Annotated in this window: 12 protein-coding genes; 10 read left to right on the forward strand and 2 right to left on the reverse strand. The window is 61.9% G+C overall.

Going from position 1 to position 19,554, the window contains the following annotated elements; translation table 11 throughout:
* The first annotated feature begins 100 nt into the window (after positions 1-100).
* The 6 genes from dgcB to DOCECA_RS24555 all read left to right on the forward strand — a co-directional run bounded on the left by dgcB (position 101) and on the right by DOCECA_RS24555 (position 11,900).
* Entirely contained in the window at positions 101-2,050 is a 1,950-nt protein-coding gene (gene dgcB, locus DOCECA_RS24530) for a dimethylglycine demethylation protein DgcB (RefSeq protein ID WP_434609123.1), read from the forward strand.
* Entirely contained in the window at positions 2,050-3,270 is a 1,221-nt protein-coding gene (gene etfA / locus DOCECA_RS24535; RefSeq protein WP_434649818.1) for an electron transfer flavoprotein subunit alpha, read from the forward strand. The genes dgcB and etfA overlap by 1 nt, the downstream gene beginning before the upstream one ends.
* 15 nt (positions 3,271-3,285) lie before the next feature.
* Complete coding sequence (gene etfB, locus DOCECA_RS24540; protein ID WP_420764945.1) at positions 3,286-4,056, forward strand: electron transfer flavoprotein subunit beta; 771 nt, start codon at positions 3,286-3,288, stop codon at positions 4,054-4,056.
* Positions 4,057-5,153: 1,097 nt separating this feature from the next.
* Positions 5,154-8,606 carry a GMC oxidoreductase gene (locus DOCECA_RS24545; RefSeq protein ID WP_445571214.1) on the forward strand — a complete coding sequence of 1,151 codons (3,453 nt, stop codon included), beginning with the start codon at positions 5,154-5,156 and terminating at the stop codon, positions 8,604-8,606.
* Between the two features lie 153 nt (positions 8,607-8,759).
* Entirely contained in the window at positions 8,760-10,628 is a 1,869-nt protein-coding gene (locus tag DOCECA_RS24550) for a c-type cytochrome (protein ID WP_445571215.1), read from the forward strand.
* Positions 10,629-10,655: 27 nt separating this feature from the next.
* The gene (locus DOCECA_RS24555; protein ID WP_420764942.1) at positions 10,656-11,900 is read left to right on the forward strand and encodes a metallophosphoesterase; all 1,245 of its coding nucleotides are present in this window, start codon (positions 10,656-10,658) and stop codon (positions 11,898-11,900) included.
* 116 nt (positions 11,901-12,016) lie between these two features.
* Here the strand turns inward: DOCECA_RS24555 and gbcA are convergent, their stop codons facing one another.
* Positions 12,017-13,312, reverse strand: coding sequence for a glycine-betaine demethylase subunit GbcA (gene gbcA / locus DOCECA_RS24560; RefSeq protein WP_434561915.1), 1,296 nt, complete (start codon positions 13,310-13,312; stop codon positions 12,017-12,019).
* Positions 13,313-13,596: 284 nt separating this feature from the next.
* On the opposite strand from gbcA, the gene gbcB reads away from it, so the two are divergent.
* Entirely contained in the window at positions 13,597-14,697 is a 1,101-nt protein-coding gene (gene gbcB, locus DOCECA_RS24565) for a glycine-betaine demethylase subunit GbcB (protein ID WP_434561917.1), read from the forward strand.
* Positions 14,698-14,877: 180 nt separating this feature from the next.
* On the opposite strand, the gene DOCECA_RS24570 is transcribed toward gbcB, so the two are convergent.
* Positions 14,878-15,918 (reverse strand): threonine aldolase family protein, encoded by a 1,041-nt coding sequence (locus DOCECA_RS24570; protein WP_420764939.1) that lies wholly within the window; start codon positions 15,916-15,918, stop codon positions 14,878-14,880.
* 193 nt (positions 15,919-16,111) lie between these two features.
* Here DOCECA_RS24570 and DOCECA_RS24575 point away from each other — a divergent pair, with 193 nt between their 5' ends.
* The 3 genes from DOCECA_RS24575 (at position 16,112) to DOCECA_RS24585 (ending at position 19,540) form a co-directional block, all read left to right on the forward strand.
* Positions 16,112-16,822, forward strand: a complete 711-nt coding sequence (locus DOCECA_RS24575) for a TraX family protein (protein ID WP_445571216.1) — start codon at positions 16,112-16,114, stop codon at positions 16,820-16,822.
* A 191-nt stretch (positions 16,823-17,013) separates the two neighbouring features.
* Positions 17,014-18,267, forward strand: a complete 1,254-nt coding sequence (gene glyA, locus DOCECA_RS24580; protein WP_420764937.1) for a serine hydroxymethyltransferase — start codon at positions 17,014-17,016, stop codon at positions 18,265-18,267.
* A 22-nt stretch (positions 18,268-18,289) separates the two neighbouring features.
* Complete coding sequence (locus DOCECA_RS24585) at positions 18,290-19,540, forward strand: sarcosine oxidase subunit beta (protein WP_030139293.1); 1,251 nt, start codon at positions 18,290-18,292, stop codon at positions 19,538-19,540.
* The last annotated feature ends 14 nt before the right edge of the window (positions 19,541-19,554 follow it).

Raw genomic sequence — 19,554 nt, forward strand, 5'->3', positions numbered from 1 at the left:
ATGTGACTGACAGAATGCAATCGCGAGCAAGCTCGCTCCCACAGGCACCGAGTAAGGCATCTCGACCTGCAAGACCCTGAGGTCTTTGGGAGCAACACCTATGTTGAACACCCTTCTTCCAATCCTGCTGTTCGCAGCCCTGGGCCTCGCTGCCCTCGGCGCCTTGCGGCGGGTGAACATGTGGCGCCGGGGACGACCGGCCAAGGTCGATCTGATCGGCGGACTTTTTGCCATGCCCAAACGCTACATGGTGGATCTGCACCATGTGGTGGCGCGGGACAAATACATTGCCAACACCCACGTCGCCACGGCGGGTGGTGCGGTGGCGTCGATTGTGTTGGCGATCCTGGTCCATGGTTTTGGCCTGCACAACCGCATCCTCGGCTACGCCTTGCTGCTGATGTCGGCGGTGATGTTCGTGGGCGCGATCTTCATGTACCTGCGTCGGCGCAACCCGCCGGCGCGCTTGTCGAAAGGCCCGTGGATGCGCCTGCCGAAAAGCCTGCTGGCCTTCTCGGCGTCGTTCTTTTTGGTGACGCTGCCGGTGGCGGGCATCCTTCCGGAGAACTTCGGTGGTTGGCTGGTGGCGGCGATTCTGGGTGTCGGCGTGTTGTGGGGCGTGTCGGAATTGTTCTTCGGCATGACCTGGGGTGGGCCGATGAAACACGCCTTCGCCGGTGCCCTGCACCTGGCCTGGCACCGTCGCGCCGAACGCTTCGGTGGTGGCCGTTCCACCGGTCTCAAACCGTTGGACCTGAACGATCCTGCCGCACCGCTGGGCGTGGAAAAACCCAAGGACTTCACTTGGAACCAACTGCTGGGTTTTGACGCATGCGTGCAGTGCGGCAAGTGCGAAGCGGCTTGCCCGGCGTTCGCCGCCGGCCAGCCGTTGAACCCGAAGAAACTCATCCAGGACATGGTCGTCGGCCTGGCCGGCGGCACCGATGCGAAATTCGCCGGCAGCCCTTATCCAGGCAAACCGGTGGGTGAGCACGGCGGCAATCCGCATCAGCCGATCGTCAACGGCCTGGTGGACGCCGAGACCCTGTGGTCCTGCACTACCTGCCGGGCGTGCGTCGAGGAATGCCCGATGATGATCGAGCACGTCGATGCCATCGTCGACATGCGCCGTCACCTGACCCTGGAAAAAGGCGCGACGCCGAACAAGGGCGCCGAGGTATTGGAAAACCTCATCGCCACCGATAACCCCGGCGGCTTCGCCCCGGGCGGGCGAATGAATTGGGCGGCGGACCTGAACCTCGACCTGCTCAGCGAGAAGAAATCCACCGACGTTCTGTTCTGGGTCGGCGACGGCGCCTTCGACATGCGCAACCAGCGCACCTTGCGTGCCTTCGTAAAAGTGCTCAAGGCGGCGAAAATCGACTTCGCCGTGCTCGGTCTCGAGGAGCGCGACAGCGGCGACGTGGCCCGGCGCCTGGGTGATGAAGCGACGTTCCAGCTATTGGCCAAGCGCAATATCCAGACCCTGGCCAAATACAGCTTCAACCGCATCGTCACGTGCGACCCCCACAGCTTCCACGTGTTGAAAAACGAATACGGTGCCTTTGATGGCAATTACCTGGTGCAGCACCACAGCACCTATATGGCCGAGATCATCGACGCCGGCGCCCTGAATCTTGGTCAGCACAAGGGCGACAGCGTGACCTATCACGACCCTTGCTACCTGGGCCGCTACAACGGCGAATATGAAGCGCCGCGCCAAGTGCTGCGTGCGCTCGGCATCGAGGTGAAGGAAATGCAGCGTTCCGGTTTCCGTTCCCGTTGCTGCGGCGGTGGCGGCGGCGCGCCGATCACCGACATCCCGGGCAAGCAGCGCATCCCGGACATGCGCATGGAAGACATCCGTGAAACCGGCGCCGAGCTGGTGGCGGTGGGTTGTCCACAATGCACCGCGATGCTCGAAGGCGTGGTCGAACCTCGGCCGATGATCAAGGACATTGCCGAACTGGTGGCCGACGCGCTGCTTGAAGAGGCTGCGCCGCGCAAGCCTGTGGCGCCGGCCAAACGTGAACCTGCGGAGGTGCATTAATGAGCGACATCATCCGCCGCGACCCTCGCGCCGAGTGGATTGCCCGCAACCGCCTGCACCCGTTGCACACGGCCATGCAACCGGTGCAGCACAGCTGGATGGGGCCCAACGGCGTCATTCGCAAGAACGTCCATGGCGTCGGTTTCATCGGCCCCAACGGCATCAAGCGCATCGACCGTAGCGGTGCCCAGCAGGGCGGTGCAACCAAACGCACCGCCGCGACGCAAGTGCAATTGCCGCTGCATCAAGTCGTGCAACCGGCGTTCTACATCAGCGTTGTGCCGGATATGGTCGGCGGCCGCCTCAGCAGCCACGACCGCGATTTGCTGGGCTTGGCCCATCAGCTGGCCGGCAGTGACGGGGCGGTGCTGGCCGTGGTCTTCGGCGAGCACAAGGAGAACACCTTCACCACGGCGGGCGTGGACCGCTTGCTGGTGCTCGATGGCGAGGAATTCAGCGGTTATGCACCGGAGCAGCGGGTGCAAGGGTTACGGGCTGTGGATAACCAATTCAACCCACGCCACTGGCTGCTGCCCGACAGCCGCAGCGGTGGTGGCGAACTGGGTCGGCGCTTTGCCGCGGCCTTGGGCGAACGCCCGGCCACGCGGGTCTGGCAGGTCCAGGGCGAGGCCTGCATCGGCCGCGCCGGTGCGGGGCTGCAAGACCTCGCACGGCCATTGGCGCGGTTGATCCTGGCCGCAGCCGAATGCGCCGAGCCGGTCAGCGAAACCCGTCACGAAGCCCTGCCGGTGGAGTTATCCACAAGCGTGGCGCGCAGCCTGTCGCGCATTGAAGACCTCGGCGCGGTGGCGGTTGACCCGGGTGCGATTCCGATGGCAGAGGCCGAGTTTATTTTCTCCGGCGGCAACGGCGTCAAGGACTGGGCGCTTTTCCACAGGACAGCGGCGGCCTTGGGCGCGACCGAGGGTGCCTCGCGGGTAGCGGTGGACGACGGTTTCATGGCCCGGGATCGCCAGGTCGGTGCGTCCGGCACCTGGGTCACGGCGAGGGTCTACGTGGCCGTCGGGATTTCTGGGGCGATCCAGCACCTGCAAGGCATCGGCGCCTGCGACAAGGTGGTGGCGATCAACCTCGATCCGGGCTGCGACATGATCAAACGGGCGGACCTGTCGGTGATCGGTGACAGCGCGGCGATTCTCCAGGCCCTGATCGCGGCGGTAGAGGCTTACCGCAACGAAGCCAGGCGCGATGCGGCTTAAGCTAAGGAAACGTTCATGAGTACCCAAGTGATCAGCCTTGTCTCCATCGGCGCCCACCCGACCTCCGGTCGGCCACGGCGCGCCGAGCAAGACGCCCGTGCCGTGGAACTGGGCCTGCAGCTGGCCGGCAACGACCTGCAAGTGCTGCATGCCGGGGATGTGGCGGAACCGGCGTTGCGCGCTTATCTGGGCATGGGGCTGGATGAACTTCACGTCCTGGAAAACCCCGTCGGAGCCGACGCGCTGCCGGCCCTCACCGACTATCTGCGTGACGCCGGCGCCCAGGTGGTGCTGACCGGCAGCCAGGCGGAAACCGGCGAAGGTTCGGGCATGCTTCCATTTTTGCTGGCGGAGAGCCTCGGTTGGCCGCTGGTGGTGGGGCTGGCCCAGGTCGAATCCATCGAAAACGGCGCGGCCCTGGTATTGCAAGCCTTGCCCCGTGGTCAGCGGCGGCGGCTCAAGGTGCGCCTGCCATTTCTCGCCACTGTGGATAACGCCGCGCCAAAACCTCGGCAAAGCGCCTACGGCCCGGCGCGGCGTGGGGCGTTGCATGCTGAAGAGGTCGAGGTCATTGACGATACGTTGTTGGCCGTGGCGACCCTGCAACCGGCCAAGCCAAGGCCCAAGCGCCTGAAAGTGATCAAGGCCAAGAGCGGCGCCGATCGCATGAAAGCCGCCACGGCCAAGGCCAGCGGCGGGGGCGGGCAGGTGCTCAAGGGCGTGAGCCCGGAGGCAGGGGCAGAGGCGATTCTCAAATTGTTGGTAGAGGAAGGGGTAGTTCGTTAAACCTAATTCAAAACAAAACCCTGTGGGAGCGAGCCTGCTTGCGAAGACATTCCGTCAGCCGCTGAAGGTATCTACCGATGCGCCGTCTTCGCGAACAGGCTCGCTCCCATAGTTGGTTCGGTGTTACTCACAATCCCTGTGTGCGCCTCTGTGGATAACCTGTTCGCCCCTCGCTACGGCCCACGCCAATCAGGCGCTGTAGCCCTTCGATCAAAAAACAGCCAGCCTAACTTACGGTTTTTATTGGCTTTTCTCCGTGAATAAAACCCCGCTTCGAGCAAAACTTGCCCCCAATCTCTGTTGGCGCTTCTGTGGATAAGATGTTCGCTCTCCGCTACAGGCCAAGCGCTTCGAGGCTTTCACGGCGCTGATCAAATAATAGCCAGATTCGCGCCGTCACCCGGAAAACCACTGGAAAACACGGATCTATAGGGCGTGAAATGGGTTTTCCACAAAACCGTCAAAGTTACCCCCAAACCCTGTTGGCGCTTCTGTGGATAAGGTGTTCGCTATGCCCTGTAGCCCTTTAAATCAAAGGCTCTCAGAGTGCTGATCAAAAAACAGTCACACCGTCAGGAAATTGTTGCCGTTTGATAAGTCACGGATTTTATTCACATTGCCTTCGGTAAATTGCCGGCGCGTGCACATTTGTCCCCATTGGCTGTGGGTGGTCATGTAGATAACTTGTTCGCGGAACTCTGGGAGCCACGGCCGGCTTAGTGCTAATCGCGATAGATCAAATTTCATACAGTTCTAAGGAACTGCCTTGACGTAGGGGTGTCGCCTGTCTTCACTCATGGCACAAGGACAGCGAACATTATCCATATCTGGTTCAGGGAGAACGCACGATGGATAGCAAGGCCCCCCAACCGTTTCCCGCTTCAGCCCCGACATGCATCCCCACGCCTGCCGTCTCGCCGCTTCGACGCACCCATCGTCGCGGGGCCAATCAGCGTGCACGCCTATAACACCTGAGCTTTTCCCCAGTCACCGTTGACTGCCGCTTCAACCCATACGGGATAGTGGCCAGGCGTTCCTGCGCCTGTGAATTTACAGGCAACCGCAGAGTTGCCCCTTCTGCCTGAGAGGACTTGAACATGACACGGATCTCGACCCCCATCAGTGAAATCAAGGAGCACTACGACGTTATCGTCATTGGTTCCGGCTACGGCGGCGGTATCGCCGCGTCACGCTTGTCCCGGGCCGGGCGCAAGGTCTGTCTGCTGGAGCGCGGCCGGGAGATCCAGCCCGGCGAGTATCCCAATACCTTGCTCGCCGCCACCGAAGAATTGCAGGTGCATGACCCGGACGGCCACATCGGTTCGCGCACCGGGTTGTTCGACCTGCACGTCAACGCCCAGCAGAACGTGGTGGTCGGGTGTGGCCTGGGTGGTACCTCGCTGATCAACGCCAACGTTGCGCTGGAAGCCGAGCCCGGTGTCTTCGAGGACCCGCGCTGGCCCCTGGCGATGCGCGAGCACAGCGATACGTTGCTCAAGGACGGCTACGCCCGGGCCCGTGAAATGCTCAAGTCCAACCCTTATCCGGCGTCCTCGCCGAACCTGCCCAAGCTCGACGCCCACAAGAAGTCGGCGGACTACCTCAAGCAAGGCGCCCACTTCTACAAACCGCCGATCAACGTCACCTTCGACAAGCTGCCCAACAATCTCAATCACGTCGGCGTTGAGCAACTGCCGTGCAATGGCTGTGGCGACTGCGTCTCGGGCTGTAACAACAAGGCCAAGAACACCACGCTGATGAACTACCTGCCGGATGCCTGGAACCATGGCGCGGAGATTTTCTGCCAGGCCGAGGTGCGTCACCTGGAGCGCGAGGGTGACGGCTGGATCGTGCATTTCCAATACCTGGACAGCGGTCGCGAAATGTTTTCGGCGCCGACGCTCTTTGTGCGCGCGGACATCGTGGTGGTGTCCGCCGGCACCCTGGGTTCCACCGAAATCATGCTGCGCTCGCGGGACAAGGGCCTGTCGATGTCCGCCCAGTTGGGCGAAAACATGAGCGGCAACGGTGACATCCTCGGTTTCGGCCACAACTGCGATCAAGTGATCAACGGCATCGGCTTTGGTGCCCATTCGGCCAAGGAACTCGAGCCGGTGGGGCCATGCATTACGTCGATCATCGACATGCGCACCGAGGGCGACTGGCGCAGCCGCATGGTGATCGAGGAAGGCTCGATCCCCGGCGCCCTCGGCCGAGCCATGGTGCCAAGCATGGCGGCGTTCGCCGAAACGATCGGCGTGCCCACCGACACCGGCTTCGGTGCCAGCCTCAAGTACAAGGGCCGCGAGGCCGAGAGTTTCCTGCGTGGGCCGTATTACGGCGCGCTGCACAACATGCAGACCTATTTGATCATGAGCCATGACAACGGCAAGGGCCGCATGGTGCTCGATAACAAGGACCAACTGCGCATCGACTGGCCCGGTGTCGGCGAGCAGGAAAACGTCACCCTTGGCAACGAGCGTCTGCACCAGAGCACCAAGGCCCTGGGCGGGATCTGGGTCGAGAATCCGATCTGGACCAAGTTGCTCAAGCACAGCATCGTTTCGGTTCATCCACTAGGCGGTTGCGTGATGGGCGAGGACGCGGTCCAGGGCGTGGTCAACCACAAGGGCCAGGTGTTCAGCGGCGCCAGCGGCACCGACGTCTACCCGGGCCTGTATGTGACGGACGGCTCGGTGATTCCGACCTCTCTGGCGGTCAATCCCTTGCTGACGATTTCAGCAGTGAGTGAGCGCAACATGGGGCTGCTGGCGGCTGATCGCGGCTGGCTGATCGATTACACGCTACCGTCGGCGCCGCGCAAACCGGTGGCGGCGCCAACCCTCGGCGTGCAGTTCACCGAAACCATGAAGGGCTTCTTCTCCACGGCGTTCACCCAGCCCCAAGGCACCGACCTCAGCCTTTACGAAGCGGCGGCCAAGCGCGGCCAGGCCGATAACTCACCCATTGAGTTCACCCTGACCATCACCGCCGCCGACCTCAATCGCCTGATCAAGGAGCCGGAGCACGCCGCGACGCTGGTGGGCACCCTCGATGCGCCGCTGCTGTCGCCCAAGCCCCTGGTTGCCAGCAATGGCGTATTCAACCTGTTCGAGCAATACCAGGAACAGGTCGGCGTGCGGCACATGAACTACGACATGAAGCTGACCGCTGAAGACGGCAGCGATTATTACTTCAGCGCCTTCAAGACCGTGCCCGAGGACAACGGCGTGCTGAACATCTGGCACGACACCAGCACGCTGTACGTCACGCTTTATCGCGGGCCGGACAAGACCGGCGCGGTGCTCGGCTCCGGCGTCATGCACATTCTGCCGGCCGACTTCGCCAGGCAGATGACCACCATGAAAGTGCTCAACGCCCGCAATGAGCGTGAGCGCGTGGAGGCGTTGGCGCGGTTCGGCAAGTTCTTCGCGGGTATCTTGTGGGAAAGCTACGGCGGCGTCTTCTCCGGCGACGTCTACTTCAACCCGGACGCGCCGCCACGCTTGAAACGCCCCTTGGATGCGCCGGCCCCGGTGGTGCATTTCTTCCAGACCGAAGATAACGTCGAGCTTCGCCTGACCCGCTACCAAGCTGGCAGCAAGGGCCCCGTGATGTTGGTGCATGGCCTGGGCGTGGGCTCGAATATCTTCTCCACCGACACCATCCACACCAACCTGCTGGAGTACCTGTGCAAGCACGAATATGACGTCTGGCTACTGGACCTGCGCGTCAGCATCCTGCTGCCGGCCAGCAAGCATGAATGGAATGGCGACCAGGTGGCCCAGTACGACTTCAAGGCGGCCATCGAGCAGATCCAGCAGGCGACCCTGGCCCGCGACGTGCAATGCGTGGTGCATTGCTATGGCGCGACGACCTTCTTCATGTCGATGCTCGCCGGGTTGCAGGGCGTGCGTTCGGTGGTTTGCTCGCAGATCGCGGCCGACACGGTGGTCGCCACCGCCACGGGGCTCAAGGCCGGTCTGCACCTGCCGGGAGTGCTCGATGCCATCGGCATCAAATCCATGACGGCCTACGCCGACACCAAGGAAAGCTGGTTCAACAAACTCTACGACAAGGCCCTCAATGGCTATGCCCGGATCGAGGCTCAGGGTTATTGCACCAACCCGGTCTGTCATCGCATCACGTTCATGTACGCCTCGCTGTACCGCCACGACACCCTCAACGAAACCCTGCACGACAACCTGCACGAATTGTTCGGCGAGTCGAACATCCAGACCTTCGAGCATCTGGCGTTGATCGTGCGCAAGGGGCATCTGGTGGACTTCAAGGGCAACGACGTCTACATGCCGCATTTCGATCGGTTGAGTTTGCCGATCTGCTTCATCAGCGGTGCCGACAACCAGTGCTACCTGCCGCAAAGCACCCTCAAGACCTACGAGCGGCTGTGCGACATGCATGGCCCGCAACTGTTCAGCCGCCACGAGATACCCGGCTACGGTCACATCGACTGCATGTTCGGCAAGGATGCGGTGGTGGATGTGTATCCGATCATTCTTGAGCACCTGGAGAAAACGGCGCTGGGCTAGCTGGCTGCCCTCGGTGGCGAGGGAGCTTGCTCCCGCTCGGCTGCGAAGCAGTCGTCGCTTTTGAAGTCTTGGGGGCCGCTACGCGGCCCAGCGGGAGCAAGCTCCCACGCCACATGGGTTTTGTGGTGAGTCAAGAATAAGGAAAAGGATGCCATGAACGCTCACATCCGCTGGTTCCAACGCATCATCTGGATCGGCATCGTCATGAACATGGTCTTCGCGATCCCGGCGCTGTTCGCGCCGGCGTTGCTGACGTCCATGCTTGGCCTGCCGCCCGTGCTGTCCGATCCCTGGTTGGAGAACACCGGCATGTTGCTGGTGGGGATCAGCCTGTTCTACATGCCTTCGGGCTTCAACGCGCCGCGTTTCGTGGTGCATTCGTGGTTGTGCGTGCTGTCGCGGCTGGTGGCGGTGGTGTTCTGGATCTACCTGATCAACACCAACAACCAGGGCTCGTTGTTCGTGCCGATGTTGATGGGCGACCTGAGCATGTTCCTGATCCTGGGCGTGCTGCTTTACCTGGGCAGCCCGGTGGCCAACCGTCCGCTGGCCTTGCTCCAGGCCGGTTGGCGCGAGTGGCGCGCCGGCTGGGCGCTGCGCTGGCAGAGCCACGCGTTCAGGGTCGGCACGTTGGTGGTGGTCTTGTTGTTGGGTTTCATCGGCTACCAGACCTGGTACCAGATGATCCGGGAAGTGCCGCAACCGGACTTTGCATCCGATGAAGATCACTACAAATACGCCGCCATCGGCCTGGGCATCGAGGCGCGGATTCCCTATTACCTGTTCGCCGTGCTGCCGCAGATGTGTCCGGAAAAAATGCCCAAGCCAGGCGGCTACGAGGTGTTCGGTTTTCTCTATGAAAATGGCAACGACCTGCCCATCGGCATGGCCAAGCGGCAGCTCGGCTACCCCACCGTGGAGCCGAACTGCGCCCTGTGCCATACCGGTTCGTATCGGGCCAATGCCTCCGACGTCGCGGTGCCCGTCGCCGCCGCGCCGGCCAATACCCTGCAACTGCAAGCCTTTCAATGGTTCGCCTACGAGTGTGCCAGCGACCCGAAATTCACCCCCGACGCCGTCATGGCGGCGATCAACGGCAAGTTCCAGCTGGGCTTTTTCGAAAAGCTCTACAACCGCTACCTGATCATCCCAATGGCAAAAAGCGCGTTGCTCAAGCAGAAGCAGGCCTATGCCTGGCAGAAGCTGCGTCCGGCCCAGGGGCCAGGGCGGACCGACACCTTCAACCCGACCAAGATGGTGGTCTTTGGCTTCCCGGATGACTCCACCATCGGCACCGTGGACTTGCCCCAGGTGTGGAACCAGAAACCTCGCGAGTCCATGTTCCTGCACTGGGACGGCAATAACAACAAGATCCACGAACGCAACTACGCCGCCGCCATGGCCGTGGGAGCGACGCCGGGATCGGTACTGCCGCCTAGTTTCAACCGCGTGACCAACTGGCTGCTTGGCCACAAGGCGCCGGCGTGGCCGTTCGCCCTGGACCAAGGAAAAGTTGCCCAGGGCAAGCCGATCTGGGATCAAAACTGCGCCGGTTGCCACGATTTCGGGCGCAGCGATACCGGGCAAGTCACCACCAATATCGACCAGTTGGGCACCGATCCCCATCGCCTGAACTCCTTTACCACCGGCCTGGTGAGCGCGTTCCACGGCTTCAAGAAACCGCCGTTCGACTTCGGCGCCTACCGCAAGACCCAGAGCTACAGCAACACGCCCACCGACGGCATCTGGTTGCGTGCGCCGTACCTGCACAACGGCTCGGTCCCGACCTTGTGGGATTTGCTGCAAGCGCCGGAGCAGCGTCCGCAAGTCTTTTACACCGGCTCCGATATCTACGATCCGCAGAAGGTCGGCTTCATCACCAGCGGCGCGCAGATGAAGGCGTCGGCCGATTTCAAATACGACACCCGCCTGGAAGGCAATCACAACGGCGGTCACCTATATGGCACGCAACTGTCGGACGTCGACAAGCGGGCCCTGATCGAATTCATGAAGACCCTGTAGTCCAGGGCACAACGAAGGAGCGTCCACATGTCATTACTGCATCATTGGGAACATGAGTTCGACAAGGTCAAGGTCCGCCTGCATGGGTTGGTCACGCGGCTGGAAATGTCCTGGAAAAAACTCGTCAACGATCTTGAACCGGAGGAATTCCAGGCCATCGTCAAGCTGCTGCAGCGAGGCCATGACCAGGCCAGGCACGTCATCGATCACGGCGATCTGCCGGACGATGAGCCGGCCGTGCCCTGGGAGCTCGCTCATGGCTTGTCGATCCTGAAGATCGGCAACGCCAGCGCCTTGCCGCAAAGCGAAGACGAACTACGCACCCGAGTACTCAAGGACGGCACCTTGCTGGGGTGCCGCAAATGGGAATTGCTGGACCTGCTGTGGAGCGAGGCGCTGCTCAAATGGATTGAAAACCTGCGCCACCACGCGACATTCGCCACCACCCCGGCGCTGGTGAAAATGGACAACGACGTGGTGCTCGCCATCGCAGGCGACTGGGGCACCGGGCCGTTCGACAGTCACGCACCCGCGGTGGCCGTCGCCAACCAGATGCAACTGGCCCAGGCTGACTTCACCATCCACCTGGGCGATGTCTACTACGCCGGCACGCATTCCCAGGAAGATGTCGACATGGCCGGGTGGCCGCAGGGCAAGCATGGGTCGTTCACCCTCAACTCCAACCATGAGATGTACAGCGGCGCCCATGGCTACTTCAAGGAGCTGGCGTCGCGTTTTCCGGTGCAACAGGGCACCAGTTATTTCGCCTTGTACAACGACGACTGGCTGGTGGTCGGGCTCGACAGTGCCTACGCTTCGGACGCAATGAACCTGTACATGGACGGCACCCTCAACACCCAGCAGATCGAGTGGATGAAAACCCTGCCCAAGCGCAAGAAGCTCATGGTGCTCAGTCATCACCAAGGCTTCGATATTTCAGGGCACAACAAGACTGCGCTTTATCAACCAGTCTGCGACGCCCTGGGGCGCGAGCCGGATTATTGGTATTGGGGCCATTTGCACAATGGCATCTGTTACGCACCCCAAGGTGGGCTGCATGCGCGCTGCGCCGGGCACGGGGCGATTCCCTATGGCACCACCAGCGAGTTGAACGGGCATGCCCGGGTGCTATGGTCGGAAACTGAACTGGCGGGGGACGAGACGTATCCGGAGCGGGTGTTGAATGGGTATGTGAAGGTTCAGCTGAGGGGGGAGGAGATTGTCGAGACGTTTTATGGGGAGGATGGCAGTGTGCGGTGGTCGTCCAGGTAGTCGGTGAATGTCAGGCCGCTATCGCGAGCAGGCTCGCTCCCACAAGGGTTCTGTGTCGGTCACAGAACCTGTGGGAGCGAGCTTGCTCCGGGCGGCGATCCAACGATGCTTCTGACTTAGCCCTGGACCGGAACGCCCTTGAGGTACGGCGCAGGTTCGGCCCCCAGGTTGTTGAGCAAGCGCTCGCTGTACCAATCCACGAAATTCACCACGCCGAACTCATAGGTCTTGGAGTACGGGCCCGGCTGGTAGGCGGTGGAGTTGATGCCGCGCTGGTTTTCCTCGGCCAGGCGACGGTCCTGGTCGTTGGTGGCGTCCCAGACCTGGCGCATGCGCTCTACGTCGTAGTCGACGCCTTCGACCGCGTCCTTGTGCACCAGCCACTTGGTGGTGACCATGGTTTCCTGGGCGCTGATCGGCCACACGGTGAACACGATGATGTGGTCGCCCATGCAGTGGTTCCACGAGTGCGGCAGGTGCAGGATGCGCATCGAGCCCAGGTCCGGGTTCTTGATGCGGCCCATCAGCTTGGCGCAGCCCTGCTTGCCGTCCATGGTCATCGACACGGTGCCCTTGAGCAGCGGCATGCGCACGATTCGGTTGCGCAGGCCGAAGCTGGCGTGGGCGTAAGGGATCTTCTCGGCTTCCCAAGCGGCGGCGGAAGCGGCCACGTGGTCCTTGAACGCCTGGTCGGCGCGTGGGTCGGTGACGTCGTCCCATTCCAGCAAGGTTTTTAGCAGTTCAGGGTGCGAGGCGTTGCAGTGGTAGCACTCGCGGTTGTTCTCCAGCACCAGTTTCCAGTTGGCCTTTTCCATCAAGGTGGTTTGCACCGCCACCTTGGTGTTCTCCATGTCGTAGGGTTCCATGTAGTGGTTCAGGGTCGACAGGAAATCATCGATGGCCGGTGGGTTCTCGGCCAGGCTGATGAAGATGTAGCCGCCGGCGGTCTTCACGTTCACCGGCTTGAGGCCGTACTGCTTCATGTCGAAGTCGGCACCCATCTCGGTGCCGGCGAACAGCAGGCGACCGTCCAGTTCGTAGGTCCACTGGTGGTAATGGCAGACCAGTTTGGCGACCTTGCCCTTGTCGCTGGTGCACAGCCGCGAACCACGGTGGCGGCAGACGTTATGGAAGGCATGCACCACGCCCTCGGCGCCGCGAATCACAATGATCGGGTTCTTGCCGATCTGCAGCGTCAGGTAGTTGCCCTTGGCCGGGATTTCGCAGGTCATGCCGGCGATCAACCATTCCTTCTGGAAAATTTCCTGCATGTCGATATCGAACAAGCGCTCATCGGAGTAGAACGGCTGCGGCAGCGAAAAGGTGCGCTCGCGCTCTTGCAGCATCTGCGCGGTGGCCTTGCGTGCGGGTTCCAGCGGATCGCCCAGGCTCAGGGTGGTGGTGACGTCCATCGTTTTGTCCTCATGGTCCTCTACGAGACCATCAAAAAAGTGGCTGATCGGTTGTGCTACGCAAGGCAGAAATTTGTGATTGTCTGTTGGGGCGAGTGTGGGGCCGCGCAGGGGCGCAACCTTATCCATGGGCGACATGGCCCAATCTGTTCCCGACGCGCAAGCCCCGGTAGTTGGGGGCTGGTCGCGATAAGTATGTGAATGTCGCAGATAGGTAAATGGCGGTACAGGCGCCTAAGCACAATCGCCATCATTAAGGCCGACAGTCGGCCGTGGAGATCAGCATGTCCAATAATTTCCTGAACCCGGTCACCACCCAGACCTGGGCCAATGGCCGACATATCGTTCGTTGCGTCAAAGTCATCCAGGAAACCTGGGATGTGCGCACATTCTGTTTCATGGCCGACCAGCCGATCATGTTCTTTTTCAAGCCCGGGCAATTTGTCACCCTGGAGCTGGAAATCGAAGGCCAGCCGATCATGCGTTCCTACACCATTTCCAGTTCGCCGTCGGTGCCCTACAGCTTCTCGGTGACCATCAAGCGCGTGCCGGGGGGCAAGGTTTCCAACTGGCTGCACGATACGCTGCACGAGGGCCAGGAACTGGCGGTGCACGGGCCGGTGGGGCTGTTCAACGCCATCGATTTCCCGAGTCCGAAAGTGCTTTACCTCAGCGGTGGCGTGGGAATTACGCCGTGCATGTCCATGGCGCGTTGGTTCTACGATACCAACGCCAACGTCGACATGACCTTCGTCCACAGCGCTCGCTCGCCCAAGGACATCATCTACCACCGCGAGCTGGAGCACATGGCGTCGCGGATCGACAACTTCAGCTTGCACCTGATCTGCGAAAAACATGGCCTGGGCGAGCCGTGGGCCGGGTACCGCGGATACTTGAATCACAAGATGCTGGAATTGATGGTGCCCGATTTCCTCGAGCGCGAAGTGTTCTGCTGCGGCCCGACGCCGTACATGAGTGCGGTCAAGCGCCTGCTGGAAGCCGCCGGCTACGACATGAAGCGTTATCACGAGGAATCCTTTGGCGCCACGCCACCGGAAGCCCGCGCCGATGCGGTGGAACAGGCCGAACAGGCCGCTGACGCACCGGAAGTTGACCAGGCGGACCTGCACCAAGTGGAATTCGTCGCCTCCGGCAAGAGCATCGGCGTAGCACCGGGCGAAACCGTCCACGCGGCCGCCGCCAAGCTCGGCCTGATGATCCCCAAGGCTTGTGGCATGGGCATCTGCGGCACTTGCAAGGTGTTGAAGCTAGGCGGGGAAGTGGAGATGGAGCACAACGGCGGGATCACCGAGGACGACGAGGCCGAGGGTTATATCCTGTCGTGCTGCAGCGTGCCGAAGGGGGATGTGCGGATCGAGTTTTGATCCGTTCTCTCAGGCGCGCGATGAGCTCTTGTGGCGAGGGGATTTATCCCCGTTGGGCTGCGAAGCAGCCCTAAAGCAATCAACTCGATCAATCTGATACATCGCGTCCGCAGATTTCAGGGCCGCTTCGCGGCCCAGCGGGGATAAATCCCCTCGCCACAAGTGAACCTGCAATATTTCCTAGCCCGCCATCACTTCCCGAATATCCGCCGCCAATTCCCGCACCCGCGCCTCTTCTGTATCCCAGGAGCACATGAAGCGTGCGCCGCCCTTGCCGATGAAGGTGTAGAAGCGCCAGCCCTTGGCCGTCAGCGCGGCGATAGCCGGCTCCGAGAGTTGCAGGAACACCCCGTTGGCCTGGACCGGGAACATCAGTTCCACGCCCTCGATGTCGCTGACCAGCTCCGCCAGCAATTGCGCGCAGCGGTTGGCGTGGCGGGCGTGCTTGAGCCAGGCGTCGTTTTGCAGCAGGCCGACCCAGGGCGCGGACAGGAAGCGCATTTTCGACGCCAGTTGCCCGGCCTGTTTGCAGCGGTAGTCGAAGTCTTCGGCCAGGTCGTGGTTGAAGAACAGAATTGCTTCGCCCACCGCCATGCCGTTTTTCGTCCCGCCGAAGCACAACACGTCCACGCCGGCCTTCCAGGTCAGGTCTGCCGGGGTGCAGCCGAGGAAGGCGCAGGCGTTGGAGAATCGCGCGCCGTCCATGTGCAGGTTCAGGCCCAGCTCCTTGCAGGTGACGCTGATGGCGCGGATTTCCTCCGGCGTGTAGACACTGCCCACTTCCGTGGCCTGGGTCAGGGTCACGACGCGCGGCTTGGGGTAGTGGATATCCTGGCGCTTGAGGGCGACCTCGCGGATCGAGTCGGGCGTCAGCTTGCCGTTCTCGGTGCGTGCCACCAGCAGCTTGGAGCCGTTGGAGAAGAATTCCGGCGCGCCACATTCGTCGGTCTCGACGTGGGCGGTTTCCGAGCAGATCACGCTGTGATAACTCTGGCACAGTGAGGACAGCGCCAAGGAGTTGGCCGCCGTGCCGTTGAACGCGAAGAACACTTCGCAGTCGGTTTCGAACAAGGCACGGAAATCATCCGCCGCGCGATGGGTCCACTCGTCGTCGCCGTAGGCGCGCTGGTGGCCCTGGTTGGCTTCTTCCATGGCCGCCCAGGCTTCAGGGCAGATGCCGGAATAGTTGTCGCTGGCAAATTGTTGACTCTTGTCGGTCATGGCCGTGCTCCTTGATTAGAGAGTCCTGGGTAAGAGATCCCTGGCGGAATTCCCGGATGGGGGTTCCTTGGTCCGGCGTGCTTGAGTGCGCAACGCCGTGGTCTATGTTGGTGCGCACTTTACCCAAGATTAGCGGGGGAACATACGGGATGTTTCTGTCAGAAAATCACAAAGCCCCAGGGCCGCGACGCACATGAGTCGACGCGACGGCGCCCTGGACCTGCTCAAGTGGCTGGCTCTGTTGTCGATGGTCCTCGATCATCTGCGATATGTCGGTTTTTCCGTCGATTGGCTGTATGTGCCGGGGAGGTTGGCGTTTCCGTGGTTCTGCCTGGCGATGGCGGCAAACCTGGCGCGCAGCGGCGGCGCCGCCGGCACCGATGCGTGGCGCTACCTGGGCTGGCTGTTGCTGTTCAGCGCCGTCAGCGAAATTCCCTACCGCTTGTTCATTCCCGCCCCCGCCACCTTGAATGTCATGCCTACGTTGGTGCTTGGGTTATTGGTAGCGCGTTGTTGGCAGACGCCCACCTTGGAAGCGCGATGCCTGGCCGCGATGGCGTTGCTGCTGGCGGCGCTGTTTTCGTCGCGGTTGATGTTTGGCTTCTATGGGGTGCTGCTGCCACTGGCGACATGGCTGGCGTTCAAGCGCTCGCTGTTTCTGGCCTTGCTGCCGGGACTGGTGTGCGTGGCGGCCAATCAATGGCGGGTGCTGTATGGCGCCGCGTGGCTGGGGGATGCGGTGGCGTTGTGGGGGTTGGTGGCTTGCCTGATCGCGCCAGGGCTGGGCCTGGTGCTTTTGCGACACGCGGGTCGTTTTCATCCGGTGCCGATGCGACGTTGGGCCTATCTGCTCTATCCCGCGCACTTTCTGCTGTTGCTCGCGGTTCGCCAAGCCTTTGCATAACCCTTGTTCTCTCACCACAAGGGAAGGTGTTCGATTCCATTTGATCCCATGTCGTAAACGCACCTTTGCGTGGCGTCCATAGGCATTTGACCTGCCTGCGCCGGCCATACCATCGCATCCAAAGGGCACGACCGAAACGGTCCGTGCCTCACCGAGACGAAAGGCGCACCGCCGCCGCTGGGAGAGACGCGATGTTCAGCAAGCAAGACCAAATCCAAGGCTACGATGATGCACTGCTGGCGGCGATGAATGCCGAGGAGCAACGCCAGGAAGACCACATCGAACTGATCGCGTCCGAGAACTACACCAGCAAGCGTGTGATGCAGGCCCAGGGCAGCGGCTTGACCAACAAATACGCCGAAGGCTATCCGGGCAAGCGCTACTACGGTGGCTGCGAGCACGTCGACAAGGTCGAGGCCCTGGCCATCGAGCGCGCCAAGCAGTTGTTCGGCGCCGATTACGCCAACGTCCAGCCCCACTCCGGTTCGTCGGCCAACAGCGCCGTCTACCTGGCCCTGCTGCAAGCCGGTGACACCATCCTGGGCATGAGCCTGGCCCACGGCGGTCACCTGACTCACGGTGCGAAAGTGTCGTCCTCAGGCAAACTCTACAACGCGGTGCAATACGGCATCGACACCACCACCGGCCTGATCGACTACGACGAAGTCGAGCGCCTGGCGGTCGAGTGCAAGCCGAAGATGATCGTTGCCGGTTTCTCTGCCTACTCCAAGACCCTGGATTTTCCACGCTTCCGCCAGATCGCCGACAAGGTCGGTGCGCTGCTGTTCGTCGACATGGCCCACGTCGCTGGCCTGGTTGCCGCCGGCCTGTACCCAAACCCACTGCCGTACGCCGACGTGGTCACCACCACCACCCACAAGACCCTGCGCGGTCCCCGTGGCGGTCTGATCCTGGCCAAGTCCAACGAAGAAATCGAGAAGAAGCTCAACGCCGCGGTATTCCCCGGCGCCCAGGGCGGCCCGCTGATGCACGTGATCGCCGGCAAGGCCGTGTGCTTCAAGGAGGCCCTGGAACCAGGTTTCAAGGCCTATCAACAGCAAGTGATCGAAAACGCCCAGGCCATGGCTGGCGTGTTCATCAAGCGTGGCTACGATGTGGTATCCGGCGGCACCGATAATCACCTGTTCCTGGTCAGCCTGATTCGCCAGGGCCTGACGGGCAAGGACGCCGACGCCGCCCTGGGCCGCGCCCACATCACCGTCAACAAGAACGCCGTGCCGAACGACCCGCAATCGCCGTTCGTGACCTCGGGCCTGCGTATCGGTACCCCGGCGGTGACCACGCGCGGTTTCAAGGTCAGCCAGTGCGTCACGCTGGCCGGTTGGATCTGCGACATCCTCGACAACCTCGGCGATGCCGATGTCGAGGCCAATGTCGCGCAGCAAGTGGCGGCCCTGTGCGCGGACTTCCCGGTTTATCGCTGAGTCGGTTTTGGAGTAAATGACTATGCAACGCTATTCGGGCTTCGGCCTCTTCAAACACTCACTCAGCCACCATGAAAACTGGCAGCGGATGTGGCGCACGCCGACGCCGAAAAAGGTTTATGACGTGGTCATCGTCGGCGGTGGCGGGCATGGCCTGGCGACCGCCTATTACCTGGCCAAGGAACACGGCATCACCAACGTGGCCGTGGTCGAGAAGGGCTGGCTGGGCGGCGGTAACACCGCGCGCAACACCACCATCGTGCGCTCCAACTACCTGTGGGACGAGTCGGCCCACCTGTACGAACATGCGATGAAACTCTGGGAAGGCCTGTCCCAGGACCTGAACTACAACGTGATGTTTTCCCAGCGTGGCGTCTACAACCTGTGCCATACCCTGCAGGACATCCGTGATTCCGAGCGTCGCGTCAGCGCCAACCGCCTCAACGGCGTGGACGGCGAGCTGCTCAATGCCAAGCAAGTGGCCGACGAAATCCCATACCTGGATTGCTCGAAAAACACCCGCTACCCGGTGATGGGCGCCACCGTCCAGCGTCGCGGCGGCGTGGCCCGTCACGATGCCGTGGCCTGGGGCTTTGCCCGGGCGGCGGACGCGTTGGGCGTGGACCTGATCCAGCAGACCGAAGTGATCGGTTTCCGCAAGGAAAACGGCGTGTGCATCGGCGTTGAAACCAACAAGGGCTTCATCGGCGCCAAGCGTGTCGGCGTGGTGACCGCCGGTAACTCCGGGCACATGGCCAAGCTCGCGGGCTTCCGCCTGCCGGTTGAGTCCCATCCATTGCAAGCGTTGGTATCGGAGCCGATCAAGCCGATCATCGACAGTGTGATCATGTCCAACGCCGTACACGGCTACATCAGCCAGTCCGACAAGGGCGACCTGGTGATTGGCGCCGGTATCGACGGCTACAACGGCTACGGCCAGCGTGGTTCGTACCCGGTGATCGAGCACACCATCCAGGCCATCGTCGAAATGTTCCCGGTGCTCTCGCGGGTGCGCATGAACCGCCAGTGGGGCGGCATCGTCGACACCACCCCGGACGCCTGCCCGATCATCTCCAAGACCCCGGTGCCGAACATGTTCTTCAACTGCGGTTGGGGCACCGGTGGTTTCAAGGCCACACCTGGCTCGGGCAACGTGTTTGCCGCAAGCCTGGCCAAGGGTGAAATGCACCCACTGGCCGCGCCGTTTTCCATCGACCGTTTCCACAACGGCGCACTCATTGACGAACACGGCGCTGCTGCCGTCGCCCACTAACAGGAGAAATCCCC

This window comes from Pseudomonas sp. E102 (genome assembly GCF_052660185.1).